Source organism: Ruminococcus sp. SR1/5 (assembly GCF_000209835.1).
GTDB lineage: Bacteria > Bacillota > Clostridia > Lachnospirales > Lachnospiraceae > Blautia_A > Blautia_A fusiformis.
In genome coordinates, this window is sequence record NC_021014.1 from 2,840,582 (window position 1) to 2,860,123 (window position 19,542).

At 34.0% G+C, this 19,542-nt stretch carries 26 protein-coding genes; 18 read left to right on the forward strand and 8 right to left on the reverse strand.

Features of this window, described 5'->3' with window-relative positions; genetic code table 11:
- Positions 1–18: 18 nt before the first annotated feature.
- From CK1_RS14185 to CK1_RS14205, 5 genes are all read left to right on the forward strand, one after another.
- Entirely contained in the window at positions 19–654 is a 636-nt protein-coding gene (locus CK1_RS14185) for a hypothetical protein (protein ID WP_306288949.1), read from the forward strand.
- Positions 644–1,339 carry a radical SAM protein gene (locus CK1_RS14190; RefSeq protein ID WP_015526857.1) on the forward strand — a complete coding sequence of 232 codons (696 nt, stop codon included), beginning with the start codon at positions 644–646 and terminating at the stop codon, positions 1,337–1,339. Before CK1_RS14185 ends, CK1_RS14190 begins: the two co-directional genes overlap by 11 nt.
- 71 nt (positions 1,340–1,410) lie before the next feature.
- A complete protein-coding gene (locus tag CK1_RS14195) occupies positions 1,411–2,019 on the forward strand; it encodes an SPASM domain-containing protein (RefSeq protein ID WP_015526858.1) in 609 nt (202 codons plus the stop codon).
- A complete protein-coding gene (locus CK1_RS14200; RefSeq protein WP_306288950.1) occupies positions 2,006–2,917 on the forward strand; it encodes an ABC transporter transmembrane domain-containing protein in 912 nt (303 codons plus the stop codon). The genes CK1_RS14195 and CK1_RS14200 overlap by 14 nt, the downstream gene beginning before the upstream one ends.
- A 136-nt stretch (positions 2,918–3,053) precedes the next feature.
- Entirely contained in the window at positions 3,054–3,578 is a 525-nt protein-coding gene (locus CK1_RS14205; protein ID WP_015526859.1) for an ATP-binding cassette domain-containing protein, read from the forward strand.
- Between the two features lie 81 nt (positions 3,579–3,659).
- Here CK1_RS14205 and CK1_RS14210 read toward each other — a convergent pair whose 3' ends face one another.
- From CK1_RS14210 to CK1_RS14230, 5 genes are all read right to left on the reverse strand, one after another.
- Positions 3,660–4,589 carry a hypothetical protein gene (locus CK1_RS14210; protein WP_015526860.1) on the reverse strand — a complete coding sequence of 310 codons (930 nt, stop codon included), beginning with the start codon at positions 4,587–4,589 and terminating at the stop codon, positions 3,660–3,662.
- Between the two features lie 25 nt (positions 4,590–4,614).
- Positions 4,615–6,615: a VirD4-like conjugal transfer protein, CD1115 family gene (locus CK1_RS14215; protein WP_015526861.1), complete on the reverse strand. Its 2,001-nt coding sequence runs from the start codon at positions 6,613–6,615 to the stop codon at positions 4,615–4,617.
- Positions 6,605–7,711: a hypothetical protein gene (locus CK1_RS14220; protein WP_225084386.1), complete on the reverse strand. Its 1,107-nt coding sequence runs from the start codon at positions 7,709–7,711 to the stop codon at positions 6,605–6,607. The genes CK1_RS14215 and CK1_RS14220 overlap by 11 nt, the downstream gene beginning before the upstream one ends.
- Before the next feature lie 139 nt (positions 7,712–7,850).
- Positions 7,851–8,516, reverse strand: a complete 666-nt coding sequence (locus CK1_RS14225; protein ID WP_015526862.1) for a DUF6100 family protein — start codon at positions 8,514–8,516, stop codon at positions 7,851–7,853.
- A 7-nt stretch (positions 8,517–8,523) separates the two neighbouring features.
- Positions 8,524–9,054 carry a DUF5697 family protein gene (locus CK1_RS14230; protein ID WP_015526863.1) on the reverse strand — a complete coding sequence of 177 codons (531 nt, stop codon included), beginning with the start codon at positions 9,052–9,054 and terminating at the stop codon, positions 8,524–8,526.
- A 385-nt stretch (positions 9,055–9,439) separates the two neighbouring features.
- Here CK1_RS14230 and CK1_RS14235 point away from each other — a divergent pair, with 385 nt between their 5' ends.
- From CK1_RS14235 to CK1_RS14295, 13 genes are all read left to right on the forward strand, one after another.
- Complete coding sequence (locus tag CK1_RS14235) at positions 9,440–10,054, forward strand: ABC transporter transmembrane domain-containing protein (RefSeq protein WP_015526865.1); 615 nt, start codon at positions 9,440–9,442, stop codon at positions 10,052–10,054.
- Between the two features lie 79 nt (positions 10,055–10,133).
- Positions 10,134–10,478 (forward strand): hypothetical protein, encoded by a 345-nt coding sequence (locus tag CK1_RS14240; protein ID WP_015526866.1) that lies wholly within the window; start codon positions 10,134–10,136, stop codon positions 10,476–10,478.
- Positions 10,479–10,498: 20 nt separating this feature from the next.
- Positions 10,499–11,020: an ATP-binding cassette domain-containing protein gene (locus CK1_RS14245; protein WP_306288951.1), complete on the forward strand. Its 522-nt coding sequence runs from the start codon at positions 10,499–10,501 to the stop codon at positions 11,018–11,020.
- A gap of 80 nt (positions 11,021–11,100) precedes the next feature.
- Positions 11,101–11,226 carry a hypothetical protein gene (locus CK1_RS14250; protein ID WP_015526868.1) on the forward strand — a complete coding sequence of 42 codons (126 nt, stop codon included), beginning with the start codon at positions 11,101–11,103 and terminating at the stop codon, positions 11,224–11,226.
- Positions 11,227–11,249: 23 nt separating this feature from the next.
- Positions 11,250–11,924: a hypothetical protein gene (locus tag CK1_RS14255; protein WP_306288952.1), complete on the forward strand. Its 675-nt coding sequence runs from the start codon at positions 11,250–11,252 to the stop codon at positions 11,922–11,924.
- Between the two features lie 65 nt (positions 11,925–11,989).
- Positions 11,990–13,021: a radical SAM/SPASM domain-containing protein gene (locus CK1_RS14260; protein ID WP_015526870.1), complete on the forward strand. Its 1,032-nt coding sequence runs from the start codon at positions 11,990–11,992 to the stop codon at positions 13,019–13,021.
- A 72-nt stretch (positions 13,022–13,093) separates the two neighbouring features.
- Positions 13,094–13,264, forward strand: coding sequence for a hypothetical protein (locus CK1_RS14265; RefSeq protein ID WP_015526871.1), 171 nt, complete (start codon positions 13,094–13,096; stop codon positions 13,262–13,264).
- Between the two features lie 191 nt (positions 13,265–13,455).
- A complete protein-coding gene (locus CK1_RS14270; protein ID WP_306289112.1) occupies positions 13,456–13,704 on the forward strand; it encodes an ATP-binding cassette domain-containing protein in 249 nt (82 codons plus the stop codon).
- Positions 13,676–14,029 (forward strand): AAA family ATPase, encoded by a 354-nt coding sequence (locus CK1_RS14275; RefSeq protein ID WP_306288953.1) that lies wholly within the window; start codon positions 13,676–13,678, stop codon positions 14,027–14,029. The genes CK1_RS14270 and CK1_RS14275 overlap by 29 nt, the downstream gene beginning before the upstream one ends.
- A gap of 4 nt (positions 14,030–14,033) precedes the next feature.
- Positions 14,034–14,213, forward strand: a complete 180-nt coding sequence (locus CK1_RS14280; protein ID WP_015526873.1) for an ABC-2 transporter permease family protein — start codon at positions 14,034–14,036, stop codon at positions 14,211–14,213.
- Positions 14,206–14,787: an ABC transporter permease gene (locus CK1_RS14285; protein ID WP_015526874.1), complete on the forward strand. Its 582-nt coding sequence runs from the start codon at positions 14,206–14,208 to the stop codon at positions 14,785–14,787. Before CK1_RS14280 ends, CK1_RS14285 begins: the two co-directional genes overlap by 8 nt.
- Positions 14,788–15,213: 426 nt before the next feature.
- Positions 15,214–15,336, forward strand: a complete 123-nt coding sequence (locus CK1_RS14290; protein WP_015526875.1) for a hypothetical protein — start codon at positions 15,214–15,216, stop codon at positions 15,334–15,336.
- Between the two features lie 47 nt (positions 15,337–15,383).
- Entirely contained in the window at positions 15,384–16,625 is a 1,242-nt protein-coding gene (locus CK1_RS14295; protein WP_353611258.1) for a B12-binding domain-containing radical SAM protein, read from the forward strand.
- Positions 16,626–17,596: 971 nt separating this feature from the next.
- Here the strand turns inward: CK1_RS14295 and CK1_RS14300 are convergent.
- The 3 genes from CK1_RS14300 to CK1_RS14310 are packed head-to-tail and all read right to left on the reverse strand — an operon-like array spanning position 17,597 to position 19,348.
- On the reverse strand, positions 17,597–18,130 hold the full coding sequence (locus CK1_RS14300; protein WP_015526878.1) for a hypothetical protein: 534 nt from the start codon (positions 18,128–18,130) through the stop codon (positions 17,597–17,599).
- The gene (locus tag CK1_RS14305; protein ID WP_306288954.1) at positions 18,130–18,675 is read right to left on the reverse strand and encodes a hypothetical protein; all 546 of its coding nucleotides are present in this window, start codon (positions 18,673–18,675) and stop codon (positions 18,130–18,132) included. Before CK1_RS14305 ends, CK1_RS14300 begins: the two co-directional genes overlap by 1 nt.
- Before the next feature lie 10 nt (positions 18,676–18,685).
- Positions 18,686–19,348, reverse strand: a complete 663-nt coding sequence (locus CK1_RS14310) for a hypothetical protein (RefSeq protein ID WP_306288955.1) — start codon at positions 19,346–19,348, stop codon at positions 18,686–18,688.
- Positions 19,349–19,542 lie beyond the last annotated feature (194 nt).

A 19,542-nucleotide genomic window follows, 5' to 3' on the forward strand; every position in this document is an offset into this window, starting at 1 on the left:
AATCCGTATGTTATAGTAGTGAATGCATACGCTGTAGAAGGGTTATTAAAAGTATCAGAAACAGTATTAATTGATACACAAAATAGGATAACATATAGCCAAGCAAGAAAAATAGAAAAAGATATTTTGACAGAGTTAAATAATAGTGAAATATATGAGTTAAATAGAATTTATAATAAAGAAGATGACTTTTTCAGAATATTTGAGGTTACGATGCAAACAATTTCAAATAACCAGTTTGTGACGTTTACGATATTGGTGAATTTATTATCCATCTATTTATTCATAATAGGTATGGTACTTAATTTAAGCATTTTGAGTTTGAATTATTTATTTATTATGAGAAGTCATGTTGATAATATTAAGGTATACCGTAGGCTGGGGGTTAATGAAAAGGAAAGTAGTGATATTAGAAAAAAGGAGAGTAGGTATATCTATACTACTCCATTGGTCTGTGCGGGAGTTTTTCTGAGTATTATTTTAGGAGTATATATTTCATTGAATTATGCAGAAATACATGCTTATGTATCAATAAAAGGTGTTATTTTAAATGCCAGTCGTTATCTGTTATTGGTTATAGGAATGACTGTATTATATGCCTTTATTACAATGAGAATAATAAAAAAAGGAGAGAAGGATACATATGTACAATAGAATTATTCAGTTTAATGATTTCAAGATATTTCGTAATGAAAAAGAGGTGGTTATTTTAGACATAGAAAACGGAAAACTTGTAAAAGTGGATGAAAGAACCCTAAAAGTAATTCAAAACAATAACTTATCGAAAGAAGAATTATTTCAGAAAAGTAAAAAATATTTTAACGAAGAAGAATTTAATTCGCTTGTAAATGCAATGGAAAATGCAGGCTTTCTTAAATATGTGGATTCTAAAAATGAATCGTCGATAGAAACTTATACCAAAGAAAATATTGTTGGAATAACCTTAATGTTGGTTCAAGGATGTAATTTGGCATGTTCCTATTGTTTTGGTGACGAAGGTAGTTATTGTGATTCAGGTAAAATGAGTAAAGAAACTGCTTTTAAGGCAATAGACTATTTATTTGAGCACTCAGATGCCGATAAAGTTTTAATAACATTTTTTGGAGGGGAACCTTTGTTGGCAGTAGATTTAATGAAAGAAATTATTTCGTATTGTAAAACCAAAGATAAAAATGTTGGTTATTCGATGACAACAAACGGAACTTTATTAAATGATGAGGTAAATAAACTAATAGTAGAAAATAAAATTTCGACTATTATCAGCATTGATGGTGATAAAGAAAAAATGATAAAAACAGATATCATAAAGATGGAACAGGCAGTTATGACCAAACTGTAAAAAATACAAAAGAATTACGAAAAGAGTACGGTTTAACGTCTAGAGCAACTCTTACACCAGGTAATCTTGATATGGTTAATACATTTAATCATTTGAATGGGTTAGGCTTTAAAAATATACCGATGACACCTGCCAATAATTTGACATCAGATGCGGAATTTGTGGAATACATTAATAGCGAAATAGAATTGATAGAATATGCCAAAGAATTTATTCATAGCAATAATTGTTCTAAAGTGCGAAAGATGACTTTTATATACTCTGCATTGTTAAGTTTACACAGGGGTGTATATAGACAATTCGGTTGTGGGGCAGGGATAAGAGACGTTGCAATAGATATACATGGTGATATATATCCTTGTCATAGATTTGTAAGTTATAAGGAAACTTGTTTAGGTAATGTGTATGATACATATCAGGAAAATGAAGAGAAGAGAGAAAAGTATTTAGAAAAAGCACAAATTAATAATCTAAATACTCGTGAAGGCTGCTCTAAATGCTGGGTTAGAAAATATTGTGCAGGTGGTTGTGTGGCTGGAAATTATGAAGAAAATGGTGGTTTATTGTCGCAGCCACCAAGGGAGTGTTTCCACCAACAGGTATTTTATGAAAAATTAATATACTTGTATATGGAACTTAGTGAAGAAGAAAAAAAGGAGTTGTTTGGTGAAAAGTATTAAAAATATTTTAAGCAACTGTCATATTACGATTACTTTTTTGATGCAACATGGAATTTGTTTCTTGTTTTTGCTGATAAGCACAGCAACATCTGTTTATTCACCAAGTTATATTGGAAAACTAATAGATAGCGTTCAAAATATGCAATATAATAATGTGATTTTTTATAGTAAAGCATTGATTTTACTGACTATTATCGCATTAATAATAGAATATTGGAAAGCAAATAGATATAATTATTTTGAAGCAAAAATGAATATTGCTTCAAGACAGGCAATAATGCAAAGAATTACAAATACCAATGCTGATTTTTGGGAAAAATATTCAATAGGAAATTTAGAGACACTATTAGATAAAGATATTCCACAATTTAATAGCTTTTTGGTATCGGATGTTTCTAATGCTGTAGGAAATTTGCTTTCCTTTTTAGGAATAGCTTGGTATATTTTGAGAGTCAACATAAAACTAGGAGTAGTTATTATTGGGTTAGTCATATTTTTTGTCGTTGTTCAAAAAATATATACTTTACCTTTAAATTATAAGCTACAACGAATGAAGGAAGTGGAGACACAAACCAATACATATTCTAATGATATTTTGAACAATATTGAAAGTTACTATTTAATTGATAATGTAAAAAGTGCATTTAGTTTGTATGCAAAATCAAATAAATTATTGTTTGAACAGTTTTTAAATAAAAACCATTATCAAATTTCATTGATCATATCACAGAGTTTTAACTTGATTTCTATTATTGTAATCCTATCAGTATGGATATTAGATTCCAGTATCAATTTAAGCCCTGGTCAATTAATTAATGTGATTTTGTACACCCAAAAACTGTATGTTCCATTATTCAAGATAGGAGAAGTTTTTTACAATACAAATCATTTTGTGTAGTGTCAAACAGATTGAATTTGTTAGTTAAGATACCTTTACGTAATTATGGTAGTAAGGAAGTAACAAGTATTCAAAAAATAGAAATAACGGACTTAACTAAAAAATTGATACCAAAGTAATATTTGACAAATTCAATATGTCTATACATAAGGGCAAAATTCTAGGTATAACAGGCGAAAACGGATCTGGAAAAACTACCCTAATAAAATTATTGAGAAGATTTGATGTGGTATACAATGGTACGATTACAATAAATGATGTAGATATTAATGAATTATCACAGGAATCATTGTTAAAGGGAATATCGGTAATGCCTCAAAAGGCAACAGTGTCTGTTGATGATATAGAAGAAATAGCTTGTTATGTGAATAATAATGAACTTTTAAATTTTTTAAACCTAGATGAAGTGCCGAAAAAGCAAGTATATAATTATACTTTAAAATCTGGTGGCGAACTGCAGAAAATATGTTTCTTAAAAGTATTTTTAGAGAATAAAGATGTTTTAATTTTAGATGAACCTACAGCATCTATGGATATGAAAAGTGAAGAAATAGTTGGTGATTTGCTTGCAAAAATAAAGTGGGATAAAATTATAATAATCATCACACATAGAAAATATCTTTTATCTATGTGTGATGAAATAATAACTTTGAATGCATAATTGTATGTTGGTTCAAATGTAACTCTGATGAAGGCATTAAAGACTGGGGGATTTCTCTTATCCCCCAGTGCATTATGAATGCTATATGTATTGCTTAATAATCCGAGTGATGATCCCCACTGCAACATTCCGATCCTCGTCAATATGTGTCACAACAAAGGACACCTTATCTTTCTTTCCAACGGCGCGGCTGTCGTAGCAACTGTGAGCAATGGCGTTGACGCCCAATTCTAACCGGACAAAAACAGTTCCTTTGTGGATGTCTTCCACCGTTCCGGCATATTTTCCCTGTACCCGACAATTTTTCAGATTTTCTTTGCTGGTGTTGCCTTCCACGCTTTTCACATCTGCATGGATGGAGAGCATTTCCGGGGAATCTCCCTGGATAGTTAAGATCCGGACCAGAATATGTTCCCCTACTTGGAATCGTTCCCTGGCATCACCCAGCCAGTCAAAAGACAGATCTCTTGCAAGGATGGAAGTTTCTACACCAAAGATTTCTGCCCGGACTACTTTTTCAGCAACGGCAATGACTCTGGCCTGCACAATACGGTCTTCGTGGATTTTAGTCTGTCCGGAAGAGTCCTGATCAAAATAGAAAATCTGACGTTTCTTCAGCATAGCATCTTTCCGGCTGGCAACGATGCTTCTGGATTTGGTATCCAGTCCTTTGATTACAAAGTCGATTTCACAACCAAGCATATTGTTAAGGACTTTGTTCTGTCTAAGAGAGAGATCTCCGTAATCATGATTTTCATCCTGGATCAGATTGATCATCATTTCCGAGATGGGGATGACTGCCCGATAATCTTTATAGTAAATAATTGCTATTAAGCTGCCGGCTTCGGTCTTTTCAATACCTCCCAGAATGCCGGTGAGAATTTTCCTGGTACGATAGGCATTTTGGATGTCATGCCAGATTAAATCCGCTTTTGATTGAGCAGTTTCTAATACAGTATCGGAGTCAAGGGTTAAAATAGGGGTGTTCAGGTTCATTGTTTCGTTTGCCATAAATATGATCTCCTTTCAAAATGTGTTATGACATGATGGAATCTTTATCTAAAGGAACCATGCCAGAGTCGGGGGAATCTTCTATAAAATTTTCCTGAAGGAAATCCTCCATAAAATCATCGGGAGTAGGTTCCTGATAAACGGGGTCGGATGTAAAATGTGGTTTCTGTTTTGCTATTGACGCAGAAGATGAACGGCGTTTCCTTTTGGATGATCCGGATGAGGGCTGTGGTCGATAATCTGTTTCTTCCGAGGAACCATTTTTGCGCCATTCAGGTATGTGTTCCGATGCTTTTCTTGGTATCAGCTTTTTGGCGTCTGGATGCAGGGTATAATCGTACTTTTCTACTTTTAGGACTTTTTGCCCACGTAGGATAACCAAAGCAGTATCAAGCGGGAGCCGCAAGATTTCATCTGGTGTTAAGAGTTTCCGCTTGCCGATAGATTTTGTCTGCCGGTATTCTGGTGTATAGTCGGATACCCGCCAGCTATTGAGCTGCTTGGCTTCGCTGCTTACCCCTACGGTTACATCGCCGCTGCGGTTACTGATAAAGGTAGCAGTAACTTCATCTGTGCAGCCCAAAAAGAGCTGGGTGTCACAGTTGCCGATAATTTCCTGCCATTGGTTATAAGGATAGCGGTTCTGCATCTGGGGCAAATTCTGAAAGATGCAGGAAATGCTGAGATTCCGGCTTCGGATTACACTGATTTTCTTATTCAATTCCAGGATAGCTCCGGTGTTAGCAAGCTCATCAGCCAGTATATGTACAGCAACAGGAAGTTTTCCTTCTTCTCCATATTTATCTGCATATCGGACCAGTTTGATGAAGATGAAGGTCATAAACAGGGAAGATAAAAAATCGAAGGTGCTGTCCTGGTCTGAGGTAATGCAAAAGTAAGCACATTTCTGTTTCCCTGGAAGTGTCAGATCAATCTCATCATAAGAGGTAATCTGCCGAATGAGTTTATTCTGAAATACCTGAAGTCTGGCACCCAATCCGATAATAACTCCGCTTCGCACGGTATCACTGGCTTGTTTGTAGATGCAGTAAGGAACTTTTGCTGGATGGGACACTGGGAGCAGATCAAAAAGACTGTTCAGCTCCTTTTCGGAACTCATGGTCAGGAGCTTATAAACCTGTCCGATATTTCTGGCTTCCGGCGGAAATCCCTGATCCACATAGAGAACCAGGGCTTTTAGCAGGTTCATCTCCGCATTATCCCAGAAATGATCTCCTTTTCCGGAACCTGTATTCTGGATAATGACATCTGCAAATACCTGAGCCATCGTTTCCTGTCCATTGATTTCACCCAGACAATTCCAACTATCCGAGTTTTCCGGATTGACCAGATTAAATGCTTTTACTACATAGCCTTCGTTTTCCAAATAAGCAGACATGCTTTCATAGAGTTCGCTTTTGGGATCGGTAATGATTAAACTTTCCCCGGAATTGCCTTCCTGCCCTCTGGCGACACACTGGAAAATCATATTCCTGGCAAATGCCCTGGATTTCATGGAACCACTGGCACCATACACGGCGATATTTTTATTCATTCGTGTTTGATATGGAAGACATACGGCTTTGCCATTCAATTTTCCTAAAATGGTTCCTTTATTTTTCTTTACATCTCCGGTCAGTTCCAAAACTTTCATCATTTCATCTGGAGTCATGAATCCGGATGTACCGTAGGTTCCTTTTGTAGAGTAATTTAAGTTCCGGTCATGGTCACTAATCTCCCCGTTTCTGTCATATCCCATACGCATAAGTAAAAAAGTAAGAAGCCCAAAGAGAACCAGGCAAAGAAAAATCCCATACAAATTGTATGGGAAATCGGTAAGGGCAGTATGAAAGCATACCAATGGGTGTAAAGAAGCTGCTTGCGGATAGGTTCCGTTGCCGGCAAAGTTTCCGGCAGAAGTCCATTCCTGATAGTTTTTAATAAATTGTGCTGCGTATCCTCCGGCATACAGAGTGCAGACGCTTATGGGAAGCAAAAACAGGAACTTCCACCATTTACGGTTCATTGAAAAACCTCCTTTTAAACTTTTGAAAATCAATGCTGGAGAAGTGTATATCTGCAGTCAGGTATTTTTTCAGGCAGGGAAGCTGAAAGTCAAAGCAAATCAGGTTCCCGGATAGCCCATATACATTTAATCCAGTATTGAAGCGGTTGATACGCTGCATGTCAAAATCATACGCAAGCAAAATAGGGTTTTCCTGGCTGTCTATTCCATCATGTTCAATTGGCAGATCCTCACGCTGGGGAAAACAGTCGGACAGTAGTAACTGATTAAGCTGCATCATACGCTGGGGTTGTACCAATAAACGGAGCAGGTATTCTCCGTAGCTGTTATTGGGCAGGAAATAGAAGTGTTCATACGCAGTATCCAGCATGAACAGTGTTTTTTTGTATCCCCCGGTACTGGTAAGGAGACGGAAAGCCATATCCATATCACTGCCGGTCATGATGGCATAAACGGTAGGCGGGCCATGGTAAGGAAGTCCTTGAAGATAGTGCTGCAAAAAAGCATTGAGTCGGACTTCCGTTTTGTATTCCCATTTTAGAAGTGTATTTCCGGTATTATAAACAGCATAGACACAGTGAGGAGCCATCAGGATTCCCATACTACGGGAATTTTTGATTTTAGTAGTGGATGCTCTAAGATTTTTTATTTCCCTAGAAGAGTAAAACAGAGGAAGGCTTCGCATAGGAAACGTAGCCGCTTCGCCGGATTCAGAAAAAAGCAGGGGCTTTTCATCTGGAAAGAATGGGATTCCAGCATGGGAAAGCGTCAAATAGGTTTCTGCTTTTTGATGAAGTCGCAGCCGTCTTGGTAATTCGCTACGTATGAGGTTGGTTTCTGCATTTCCGGTTAAATAGTTTTGAAAACGACAGGAATTTTGCGAAAGCAGCAGTTCTTTTGCCCGTTTGGTAAGGCGATAACCTCGTAGGCCATCTTTATAGTGTGTTCTTATAAGCTTACTCTGCTTTAAATCTGTAACCACCTTCTCTGCATAGGAATCACTCTCAATCAATCTGTTAAGCTGTCCGGAAGGGAATTCCCCACATAGTCCAACCATTTCCAAAAGCTGATATTTTATAGAATCGGTTTTTATCAAATAAGCATCACCTCAGTTCGATTTTTACCTATGACAGCCTATACTTGGGTAAAGTAAGGGCGGTATTAAGCATAAAAAATGCAAAGAATATGGCTTCTTTGCAGAAAAATTACCTATATCGGAAAAAGAAAGAAAAATATCAGGAAATTTCCGATATGGTTTTGATAGACGATTTTCTATTTTTCAGCCAGCCAGGAAAGATTTCCGGTTTCATTACAAAGATAACGGTGTGATCGTAATTCCCCAGTTCTGTAGTGTGATAGGAGTCGCAAAAGAGTCCCGTATCATCAACCAGAACATAGGAAGCGATAGTATCTAAAATCTGTTTGAACTCCAAATTATCGTAATCACGTATTCGTTGTAAAGAAAGGCTCTGGTCATAAATTTGACTGAAACAGACCACACATCTTTTATATAACGGAATAGAATGTTCTGTCACATAAGTCTGCAAGGCAAGGTTTAATGGCTCATGTAGAAAAGCGGTGTTGGTTCGCAATTTACGTTTGGGCAGTAGCCCTGGCATGGTAATGGAAAGAACACTATTTGAAAAAGAGATTTTGATTCCCTGCACAGCCGCAGCCTGTTTCAGATAGTCTTTCTTTCCAGTATCAGTTGTGGTATATACCAGATTTCTGAGCTGGCAGGCAATCCTTTCAGAACGTAGGGCAGCACTGATACTCAGCTCTTCGTATTTGTCGGCATACGCTTGAATATCTGTTGTTTTCAATGCAAAAATAGTGTTGTGAAGTTTTTGGACTTCATCATCAATGCTCTGTAAACGGTCAAAAACAGTTTTGGTGTTCATACATACCTCATTTCTTTGCATAATAGCTGACAGATCCGGTAGAGGAGTCTACAAGGCAAAAGGCAATCACACCTGTGATATGGATTTTTGCAGCCTGTTCTTCCGTTTCTAATACTACCAGCCGTTTAGCATCGCTTTTTGTCTGGCTTTCCATGACATGATTGATAAGATATTCTTGTTCCTGGGGGACATAGAGGACTTCATACCACTCATCTTTAGAGAAAAAGTTCAGTTTTACAGGAAATTCACCGTCAGTATGGTACATAATGGCTGTTTTGAAGTCCAAAAGCACCCAAAAGGATGCAATCATGCCATAATCAGGATTGTTTGCAGATTCCTGGCTGTCGCAGAGAAGCCCGTTCTCCTTATCATAGATAATGCGTTTTTGTTTTACCAGACTTGTGATCAGAGATTTGATAGACTCTCTGTTTTTGGAAAAGAGCCGTAAGACCTGTTCATATTGCAGCGAATGGTAAGTTGTAATGAACCGGAGCAGTTGGGCACCTTCCCCTTGATAGATTTCATTTCTTGTTTTCATGGTAATCTCCCTTCATTATATAAATAGGAAGTTTTACTTACACTGTACGCACAGAATACGTTTTATTTTAGGGGAAGTACGCTGTACGTACTGTGTAAGTATTGGCTACTGTCAGCGAAAGGTTTACGGGTACAAAAAAGCACCAATTAAGGTGCCGGTAAAAAATAGGAATACTATAAGCAATATCAATTGTAACATGGGTAAGATAACCCTTCAATCGCAGAAGTGTGCCAAGTTGAAGTAAAATATAAGAAGTAAATGTGCCAAATAGAAAAAAAAGTGCATTTTAAACAAAAATATGGGAAGTATATAGGAACTATGGTAATGTGGGAAAAACAAAAATTTATAATGAAATGATATATGAAATTTTGATAAAGAGGTATTTATGGAACTATTACGGTTTGTGTATAAAAATTTTTGTGAAAATAAAAGGCTTTTAATTTTTATAATTATGGGGAATTTCCTGACTTTTGTATTAGCATTAGTTGTTCCGTATTTGAACGGTTTTTACTTTAATATAGTGATATATACACCAAGTAAAGAAAAAATAATTAAATTTGGTTGTTTAATAGTGGGGCTAGGGGTGATAACTACGATGTTGACATATTGTTTTAATATTTATAAAACTAAAGTTCAGTCCCAACTTGTATTTAAAACAATGAATGAAATTATAAGGTGTGTACAATATTCCGACTATAGCGAAAGTAGTAAATTTAATCCATCTTATTTACATCAAAAGATCAATATTGATGCAAATAAAATATGGTCTTTTGTTTTTGATAATATTATAAGTAGTGTATTTCAGAGTTTAACTATAATTGGGGTAATAATAGCAATTGGAAAAATAAATAAAAAAATATTTTTACTTATAATGTTCATAGTTCCAGCTTACATACTTAGTTATTATTATTTAAAAAACCGTTGTATGAGCAAAGTACTAGATATAAAGAAGAACAGTCTGCATATTACAAGCATATTAATGAACAATTTGAATTTATAAAAAAATAAAGTTATGGGCTGATTATAAAAATAAGGAAAACAAAAGAAGAAGAGAGTTTGGGAAATATTTAGAAGAATTCATGAAGTATACTAAGCTTTCATATTTTTACAATTCTTTAGAGAGTATCATTACGCTTGTTTTTAAATCAACAGCATTAATAGTTGGTGGTATTGAGATGATTTCTGGAAACTTAACATTAGGAGAGTTTTTGATAATTTCATCATATTTTGGAATGCTGATACAGAGTATTAAATTTTTCTTTTCCTTTGGGCAAGTATACCAAGATGCAAAAAATTCTTTTGATTGGATTACAAAAATAAAAAATTTGGAGAAGGAGCAGTACGGAACAAAAATAGTTAATCAAAAGATTAATAGAGTTAAAATTAGTAGATTAGAATTCAGTTATGATAATAAAAAATTTTAACAAATTATAATGAAGAATTTATGGAAGGAATTAATCTGATCATGGGAGCGAATGGTAGCGGAAAATCAACCCTTTTATATCTTTTGTGTGGTTTATTACACACTAAAAAGAAGGGAAACATTGAGTTTAATAATATTCCTATTTCAGAAGTAGAAATTGAATCCTTGAGAAAAAATAAAATATCTATATATATACAAAATCAAAATGAAATGGATATAACGGTAAAAGAGATGTTAGCAGAACGTTTTGATATAGGTGCTCTTGAAATATTGATAAAACAGTATCATTTAGAAAATATATATTTGACGAATCAATTTAATATTTTGCATTATTTAGATAGAGCATTTCATGAATTATCGGGTGGGGAAATGCAAAGAATTCAACTGTTACCAGTATTATTAAAAAATACAGATATTATGATTTTGGATGAACCAACATCTGATTTAGATATGAAAACAAAGGAAATATTATCAGAGATTCTTTGGGAGTTAGGAAGGGAAAGGATAATTTTTATAGTAACTCATGAAAGAAATCTTTTTTGAAAGATTTTCTGATATAAAAACTATTTATCTAAAATAAAAGAAAGGAGAACTCAGTAGTTAATATCAAAGGAGGTAAGTATATGTTTTACGATAATATAAGTTTAACTAATAAGGAAAAACTATTAAAGAGTATTCCTAAATTTGAGGAAGAAAGAATATTTTATTTCCGACATGAAAAAGGTAATAAAAAAGTTTTGCTATTGTAAACGGAAAGACTCAAGAAATGGTTATGAATGGAGAAGCATGGGAAATACTTAAGCTATGCAATGGAGAAAGGATAGTAGAACAAATCAAAGAAGATTTTGCAACAAGATATTCATATATGAATCCTACGGCTGATTTTCTTAAAGATGTTGTGGTTACATTGTTTGCATTTGATAAATTATGGGCTTTGTCATGGGGAAAGGGAGGATCACCATTTATGGTAAACGGAACTATAAAATTAAATGAAAAATATGATTTGATTTGGGCAACTGAAGATGACATTAGGGAAATATTTGCTGCATATAAAATGTATGCAGATAATACAGAATATACATATCATAATTGCCCAGCAAATAGGAATAAAGGATTGAGTGATTACCAAAAAGAAACTGTACTAAGGAGCAAGATGTTTTATTATAAAGAGGATTTTTTTGTGTTAAAAGATAGAGAAGGAAATGTAATGGGAATAACATCTATATCCAATAATCACCCAGAAACGGATATATTAGAAATTACAACATTATTAGTTCCAGAAGAAATATTGGAACAAGTACTTATAGGGTGTGAACAACTATTGAAGAGTTTGTATCCATTTAATATTTCTAAGTTGAGAATTAAAACGATAGGTTCAGATTTAGAAATGTTGGAAAAGCAGTTGTTTAATTGTGGGTTTAAAAAAGGTTTCACAGTTAATGGATGAGTATGGAAAAGGAAATGACTTAATTATTTATGATTGGACAGTATGAGCATTAGAGAGGTATATATATGAATAGAAATATAGACTTTACAGTAGGACCATATCAGTTAGCTTTAGATATAACAAACAAATGTAATTTAAGATGTTTGCATTGTTACAATGCAAGTGGTGAAAACAGAGTAATGGAACATGAATTATCTGATGATGAGGTGATTAAATTTGTTAAAGATATTTTGCCTATGAAATTGTTGAATTTTTGTTTTTGTGGCGGAGAAACATTATTGAGAAAAGAACTTATCTGCAAATGTATAAAAATGTTAAGTAATTGCGGAGTCAGGACAGCAATAGTAACCAATGGCATTTTGGCATCAGAAAGTGTTATACGAGATTTATATCATTCGGGATTGAATAGCATACAGTTTAGCGTAGATGGTGCTAAAGCGGAGAGCCATGATAAATTAAGAAATAAGACAGGCGTTTATGACAGCGTGTTTAGAGCCATAGATATTGTTAGAAAGTATGATATGGAAATGTCGATTGCATTTACACCAACATCATTTAACATAGAGGAGTTGGAAGAATTACATACAAAATTAGAGTCAATGTCTTTTAATAATAAAATTGAGTTACGTGTACAGCCACTTATGCCATTAGGACGTGGGAATAAAAATTTAGAGAATATTTGTCCTACAGATATTCAATATAGAAAATTGGTAAACACAATTAATACGATTAATGCACGTAACCCAAGTATTAAAATTGTATGGGGAGATCCTGTTGATCATTTAATACGTTTTCCGGAACATACAGAACTACCGATGTATTATATAAGTATTCGTGCAAATGGAGATATTGTTACAAGCCCTTACCTGCCATTAGTTGTTGGAAACATCAGAAATCATAGTATTGAAGAGTACTGGAATGGTGGTTTATATGAATTATGGAAGAAAAAGATTCCTTGTTATATGGCAGCATTTATTAAATCAGTTGGAGACATGGGGAGAATCACAGAAAAATTTCCTGCTACGTTCATGGATGATATTTACATTGATATGTTAGAAAAGGATTTGGATGATTTGAGTCTTTTACCCAATAATTGAGATATATGATAGAGTGTTTTATCATACGTGAGTATTTTGATAAAACAAATATTTATGAAAGGAGGAAACCGTATGGGCGAGGATATGAATGGATATCAGCCACCGGTAGTGGAAGGTTTGGATGGTGATGACAGTAGTGGAGTTTCAACTTATGGTACAGAATGGGTATGGGAAACATATTATGTTACCTATGTTAACGGAGCTGTAGCTGGAGATACGGTTATCATTACAATTAATATTTAAGCCTAAACTATGGTAGCATTGAGGATTTTAGTATTTTTAAATACTAAAATCCTCTCTTAAATTATTTAAAGGAGCATTCTAATAGTGGAAGATATTATTTTAAAATGTGAAAGAATCGAAAAAAGTATAGTAAAACAAAAGCTTTAGATAATATAAATTTATCAATATATACAGGCCATATTTATGCACTGATTGGAGAGAATGGTGCTGGAAAAACAACTCTCATGAGAATTATATCGGGACTTATTGGATCTGATAATGGAAAAATGGAGTTAAAAAGCAAAAATATAGGTGCTTTGATAGAAAAACCAGCGTTTTATCCGGGGCTTACGGCAAAAGAAAATATAAAAATTATAAGTTTGATGAGAAGCACTTTGATAGAAAAAGAAATTGTGGAGCTTGCAATGAAATTTGGAATTTGGGAAAATCATAAAAAGTAAAAATTATTCACTAGGCATGAAGCAAAAATTAGGTATTATCCTTGCTTTAATTGGGAAACCACAATTATTGGTATTAGATGAGCCATTAAATGGGTTAGATCCTAAAAGTACTATTCAGATACGAAAACTTTTAAGTGATTTAAGAGAAAAAGGTATTACAATTTTAATTTCAAGCCACATATTAGATGAATTATTTAGGGTAGCCACAGATTATATTTTTATATCCCAAGGGACTATTAAGAAGAATTTTACGTATGAGGAAATTGTTCATAAATATCCGGATAAGATGCCAGAAGAAATATATTTAGATATATTGGAGGAATGAGTATATGTTAGATGCTATCAGAAGCGAGCAATATAAAACACGCCACACAAAAATTTTTACTATACTCTGTGTGGGAGCATTAGTATTAGGAGTAATTACAGTTTATATGAATCATTCTATGTATATGGCGGGAAAGATAAAGGAGTTGTCAGGGGAAAATGCACTAAAAAAGTGGTATGAGTAATATTAGTGTTGCAATAATCTTGTGTTCTATATTTTTGGATGTTAATTTAGGTAGCGAGTTTCAAAACAGAACATTACAATTAAGTGCATCTTTTGGCAATAATAGAAAAATAATTTTTGTCAGTAAAGGGATAGTTAATATTTTTTATAGTGTTATTTTATCTTTTTTATATCCAATGGTATTAACATGTGTAACAACCATGCTTTATGGATGGACGAATGATACTTTTTCATTTGGAATGATATTTTTAAAACTATTGGTTACTATTCTATTGGAAATTACTATATTTCTTATGTGTTTTGGAGTGGAATTTATAATGGAGGGATCCAAAGCTGGACTGTTATTTAATGTATTGGTAATAGGGATTGGTTTTCCTATATTACAATCATTAGGAGAAAAAATAAATCTTATTAAGAGAATTTTAGAAGTTACACCTATAGGTTATTTAGATGTTTGGGTAAAACAAGATATTGATATTAACTTTATTGCTAAAATATTGATAATTGTAGTAGTGTGGAGTATTTCTACATTGAGTTTATCGTATATAATATTTAAAAGACGTGATTTGAAGTGAAAGGGGTAATTATATGAAAAGGAAGGATAAGTTTACAGTAGTATCTATTATTGTAACGATAGTTTGTATACTTGTTAGTATAATATTTTCTTTTTGGTTCCTAATAAAATATCAATTCAGTGGAGTGCAGCAGAACCCAGTAATATAGTTAGTAAGACATATATTTTTATTATGCCAATCATCTCTGTGCTTACCCTCAGCATAGGAAAAAAAATATTTAGGTTTGTTGTATATAAATATTTCCAAAGAGAAAATGAGAAATTTATTTCGTATTTGAACATGTATTTTAATATAGTTTTTTTGACATGTGAATTGTATGTTATTGCGTATGTTTATGGAGTCCGTTTAACTATTAGTTCGATAATACTTGCAGAAATAGTTATTGGGGCTGCTGTAGGAATAAAGATATTAAAAAGGAGATAATTTATGAAAGTTTTAATAGTTGCGTTACCACAAAAGATAAGTAAAAATCAATTTGAACCTTTGGAATTAGCACCGATGGCAATTTATCTTTTGGCTTCTATATTAATGAAAATAAACATGAAGTAAGCATAATTGATCCTTGCGAATTTATCCAGTATGAACACAAGGGGGATATAGAGGAATTATGCGCTCAGTATATAATGAAAAAAATTTCTAGTAAAGATATACAGTTGATTGCGTTTTCAGTCAATTCTTTTAATTGGTCTAATACAAAGGTTATTATCCAACGAATAGCGGATAATTTTCCAGACGTTAAAATAGCATTGGGTGGGTTGCACCCATCAATATTTGATAAACATGTTTTAGAATCATCAGATGCCCATATAGTTATGCGTGGTGAGGGTGAAAAGATTATTGTGAATTTATGCAATGCTCTTGAGTATAATATGACATTAGAGGGTGTTAAAGGTATTACTTATAAACTGAATGGTAATGTGTTACGAAATGAAGATGAAATAGAACTAACAGTCGAAGAAATGGAAAATACACCGTATCCAGCATATGAATTATTACCTTCATCCAATCCATATACACAGTTGCCGGTAGAAACTTCTAGAGGGTGTCGTTTTAGTTGCGCTTTTTGTTCCATACCCCATAGGAGAAACTGGAGAGGTTTATCTGTTGAGCATGTAATTAAACGTGTTAAGCATGCACTGCAGTTTAAAGATAACATAAATAGAGGGACTAGATTACTATTCGTAGATGATTGTTTTACGGCAAATGGAGAAAGAGCTATTAATGTTTTTAAAAAGTTGCATCGTTTGTATGGTTATACCGAAAAGGTATTTATCGAAGCAAGAGTTACTGATATATTAAAGAATCAAATATTACAGAATATACCACTGCAAATGGTTTCATCTATGCAAATAGGTGTAGAATGTGGGTATAATGAAGGATTGAAAAAAATAAGAAAGGGGTTAACGGTAGAGCAACTTTTTAGTGCTTTAGAAATTTTAAAACAGTATCAATTTGATAAGCATTGTTTTCTTTCCTTTATTATAGGATTTCCATGGGAAACAATGGAAATGATCAATAAAACACTAGATACGATTGAATTAATATGTACAAAATATAAAATAGTGTGTAATTTGAATTGGTTATTATTGTTGCCTTCAGATTTATGGTGGGAAAAGGAAGATTTTAATATACATATTGAAGAAGATATGTTTGATAATTTATTATGGTATGCCAACAGTGATTATTTCTTTACAACACATCCGCTAATTAGCATGGAGGATATTATACAGGTTGAGAAGCGAATAGGGGCAATGCAAAGACAAGGAGGAACTGTAGCATATAGAAGAAGGATAGGAAATGAGGAAGATTATATAGAACCATCAGCATGCAGCGAATAAGGTGAAATTTTTTATATTAAGCTTTTATTTATTCAAGAACATAGAATTCTTAAGAATAGAAATATTCAAGGAACTCTATGTTCTTGCAATGGAGGGGGAAACGTTTTAACATGTTTAATTACTAAAAATGATAAGATGAAGAGTTAATCATCTTAAAGCACATTTAGAGAGAAATAAGTTTCCAAGTATTCTCGATGTTATAGTTTTGTAATTATTTAGTAGAACTCACTCAAGAAGTTATTAGTCTGTCTTTTTCTCGAACTTTTTGAGTTCTTCAATTTCTTTTTCTAATTTCTCAATTTTTCTTTTAGCTCATTAGAAACACACTCATTCTTGTTTTTCTGAGGATCAATGCTTGAGAGAAAATCGGGAATAATACAAGCATCAAAAATGAAAAGAAAGGCAGTATATAATTGGATGATTAATTTAAGAGTGGGTTGATTGAAATCTGCAAGAGCCAGACAGGATGCAAACCATAAGCTGGCAAAAAACTCATTTTCTTCAAATATTGTTTTCCGTGTTTATCAAGTATTAAAATCATTACTATGAATGCAAAACTTATAGCAAACCCTATTATTTGTAAAAAAGTATAAACTCATTATCTGTCAAGTATTCTGACGAAATCAGAAGTACAAACATAAGAATGGTTATCCCCATCATGAATGGCCATTTTTTCAATGCATTGTACATTGCTTTTAATTGTTCTGCCACACTTTTAAATTCCTTAGGCATATCTAATTCTTTCACTCCGTTAGTCATTTGAAATAATAGGTAAAATTAGAGAAATCTCCCCTATTTTGTAAAGAAATTATTGGTTTTCAACTATCATATTATAGCAAATAAATATAAATAGAACAAGATGTGGTATTTGGAAACTTATAACTACTGTAAAAGGTACAATTGGGAAAATCAATTTTTATAGGCACTCATTTTAATATAGAGAATGAGTGCCTATATGGAAAATGTCGATTTTATTTTGGGAAAAACTTATTTAAAGTTTCCAGTGTCCCCTTTGCAGAAAATCCCCATAGTATGCTGCTAAGAGCGTTAATAGCAGCCTGCCTCCTTCGGTAGTACGTCCGGTAGGAGATACTGGGAACGTGCTTTTCCAACTCTTCCAGGATTTCCTCTGTGTTTTTCAGTTCATGGGGAGACAGAAAGGCGTAATATAATATCCAGTAATATTCTTCCCCATGTTTATGATTTTTCCGGAGCAGATCCACAGAAGAGAGAAGCAGCTTTATCATTTTGTTACTGCGGGCAATGCTTTTTGCCCATTCTTCAATCTGGCTGTCTCCCAGATCTGCTCCTGCAGCATAGATGGAATCTAGAAATTCGTCTACACTGGTGTTGTATTCCAGTTGGAATTGAATTTCCACCTGCCGGACAGCAACCATCAGGCTATAAGTAGAATCCCGGTAACAACGGAGCAGTTTATAGGTATCATGGTACAGCGGATTATTTTCTACTTCAGCAGAAACAGGGTGGTGATTTTTCTTTGCCATTATACAACCCCTCCTTTCAACAGAACTTCTGGGATTTCAGCGAAGGCAGGTAAGGTATGCTGCAGAGGCGGAGTATGCCCTGGGACGTTGGTGACGGCGGGATTTTCCGGTTTTAGTTTTAACTCAAACTGATAGGCGGCTTTCCCCCAGGGGCAGATAATACGTAGTGAATATAGATATATACTATCCTTGCAGGCTGATAAAGGAGATAATATATACTTTGTTTTGGGGCATCTACAACAAGAAATGCCTTGTATTTCCAGTATTTCAGCGACTTTGCGAACAATGGCTTTGATGTGTGATTCTGGAACGCAGGAGCCTTCCTGTGAAACGATGATTTGTTCGTCAGTAATAGATTCTGAAACGCATTCAGAATTGTTTTTAACAGGCAAGGTGTCTTCGGGTATATGTATTGGCAGTTGCATTTTCATGGCAATTTCCTCCTTATCAATCATGACATCACTGATATTAAACATAACGGACAGATAATTACGTAGATATACCATGCTGCCATGTTTCCCGGAATAGGAAATCAGTGTGATCATGTCGGTATCTTCAAGTTTTTTTAAGCAGACGGGACACAGAAGATTTCGACTGTTTCCAACGTCTGGCAAGTTCCTGATAACTGAACAAGGGATTTCCAGTCTGATTGCGAAAATATACTACCGGACCGGCATCAGAGCCTTGCACAGATGGATCATTATAGACTGCATGAATCCAAAGATCCAAAAGAGCATCCATTTCCGAACATTTTCCTAGTCCGATTAGTTTATGAACATCTGCGATTGGAAAAAAGAAAAACCCGATGTCTTTTTTGCATGGGTAATTATGGGAAAGGGCAGTATTATCTTTTGGCCAGTCTTTGATCTTGTATTGGATAATCTTATTTTTTTCGTGTAGTGAGTAGGTTAGAAGGTTTTGCTCTACCAGGGTATCCAGTATGGATATAACCTGGTGCTGGAATTTTTGGCGGAAGTGAATCTGTAGTTCTTTAAGAGAACAGATCCATTCTCCAGGAACAACTTTGTAAGTAAGGTGTTCGATGTTCCGATAAGAGGAACTGTAATTTGCATAAGAACATAAAATGAGAAAATAAAAAAGACAGGAACCTCCGTTGGTACGGATGCTTCTGTCTTTCATAAGGGTTTGTATAAATTCCCGGTAAATCCGGCAGCGTGGAAAATCCACAATTTGTTTTAATTCTAATTGATAATTCACGATAAACCTCCATATAATATTGTAGTTGTAGTAAAATAATTGTAGACGAAAGATACTAAAATGTTTATAATATGCCCATAGGGGTGCTAAGTGGCATAGATTTGGCACAGTAAAATACCTGATATGGCATGAAAGCAACATGAAAATTAGGGTGGATATAAGGTGGACAGTTTGGAAAACCTTAGAGTTTTAGA

Bases quoted from the DNA above. Each gene is read 5' to 3' on its own strand.
- CK1_RS14190 (WP_015526857.1), top strand. From the start codon at position 644: ATGTACAATAGAATTATTCAGTTTAATGATTTCAAGATATTTCGTAAT.
- CK1_RS14195 (WP_015526858.1), top strand. From the start codon at position 1,411: ATGGTTAATACATTTAATCATTTGAATGGGTTAGGCTTTAAAAATATA.
- CK1_RS14205 (WP_015526859.1), top strand. From the start codon at position 3,054: ATGTCTATACATAAGGGCAAAATTCTAGGTATAACAGGCGAAAACGGA.
- CK1_RS14210 (WP_015526860.1), bottom strand. From the start codon at position 4,589: ATGGCAAACGAAACAATGAACCTGAACACCCCTATTTTAACCCTTGAC.
- CK1_RS14215 (WP_015526861.1), bottom strand. From the start codon at position 6,615: ATGAACCGTAAATGGTGGAAGTTCCTGTTTTTGCTTCCCATAAGCGTC.
- CK1_RS14225 (WP_015526862.1), bottom strand. From the start codon at position 8,516: ATGAACACCAAAACTGTTTTTGACCGTTTACAGAGCATTGATGATGAA.
- CK1_RS14230 (WP_015526863.1), bottom strand. From the start codon at position 9,054: ATGAAAACAAGAAATGAAATCTATCAAGGGGAAGGTGCCCAACTGCTC.
- CK1_RS14235 (WP_015526865.1), top strand. From the start codon at position 9,440: ATGGAACTATTACGGTTTGTGTATAAAAATTTTTGTGAAAATAAAAGG.
- CK1_RS14240 (WP_015526866.1), top strand. From the start codon at position 10,134: ATGAAGTATACTAAGCTTTCATATTTTTACAATTCTTTAGAGAGTATC.
- CK1_RS14245 (WP_306288951.1), top strand. From the start codon at position 10,499: ATGGAAGGAATTAATCTGATCATGGGAGCGAATGGTAGCGGAAAATCA.
- CK1_RS14250 (WP_015526868.1), top strand. From the start codon at position 11,101: ATGTTTTACGATAATATAAGTTTAACTAATAAGGAAAAACTATTAAAG.
- CK1_RS14255 (WP_306288952.1), top strand. From the start codon at position 11,250: ATGAATGGAGAAGCATGGGAAATACTTAAGCTATGCAATGGAGAAAGG.
- CK1_RS14260 (WP_015526870.1), top strand. From the start codon at position 11,990: ATGAATAGAAATATAGACTTTACAGTAGGACCATATCAGTTAGCTTTA.
- CK1_RS14265 (WP_015526871.1), top strand. From the start codon at position 13,094: ATGGGCGAGGATATGAATGGATATCAGCCACCGGTAGTGGAAGGTTTG.
- CK1_RS14280 (WP_015526873.1), top strand. From the start codon at position 14,034: ATGTTAGATGCTATCAGAAGCGAGCAATATAAAACACGCCACACAAAA.
- CK1_RS14285 (WP_015526874.1), top strand. From the start codon at position 14,206: ATGAGTAATATTAGTGTTGCAATAATCTTGTGTTCTATATTTTTGGAT.
- CK1_RS14290 (WP_015526875.1), top strand. From the start codon at position 15,214: ATGAAAGTTTTAATAGTTGCGTTACCACAAAAGATAAGTAAAAATCAA.
- CK1_RS14300 (WP_015526878.1), bottom strand. From the start codon at position 18,130: ATGGCAAAGAAAAATCACCACCCTGTTTCTGCTGAAGTAGAAAATAAT.
- CK1_RS14305 (WP_306288954.1), bottom strand. From the start codon at position 18,675: ATGATCACACTGATTTCCTATTCCGGGAAACATGGCAGCATGGTATAT.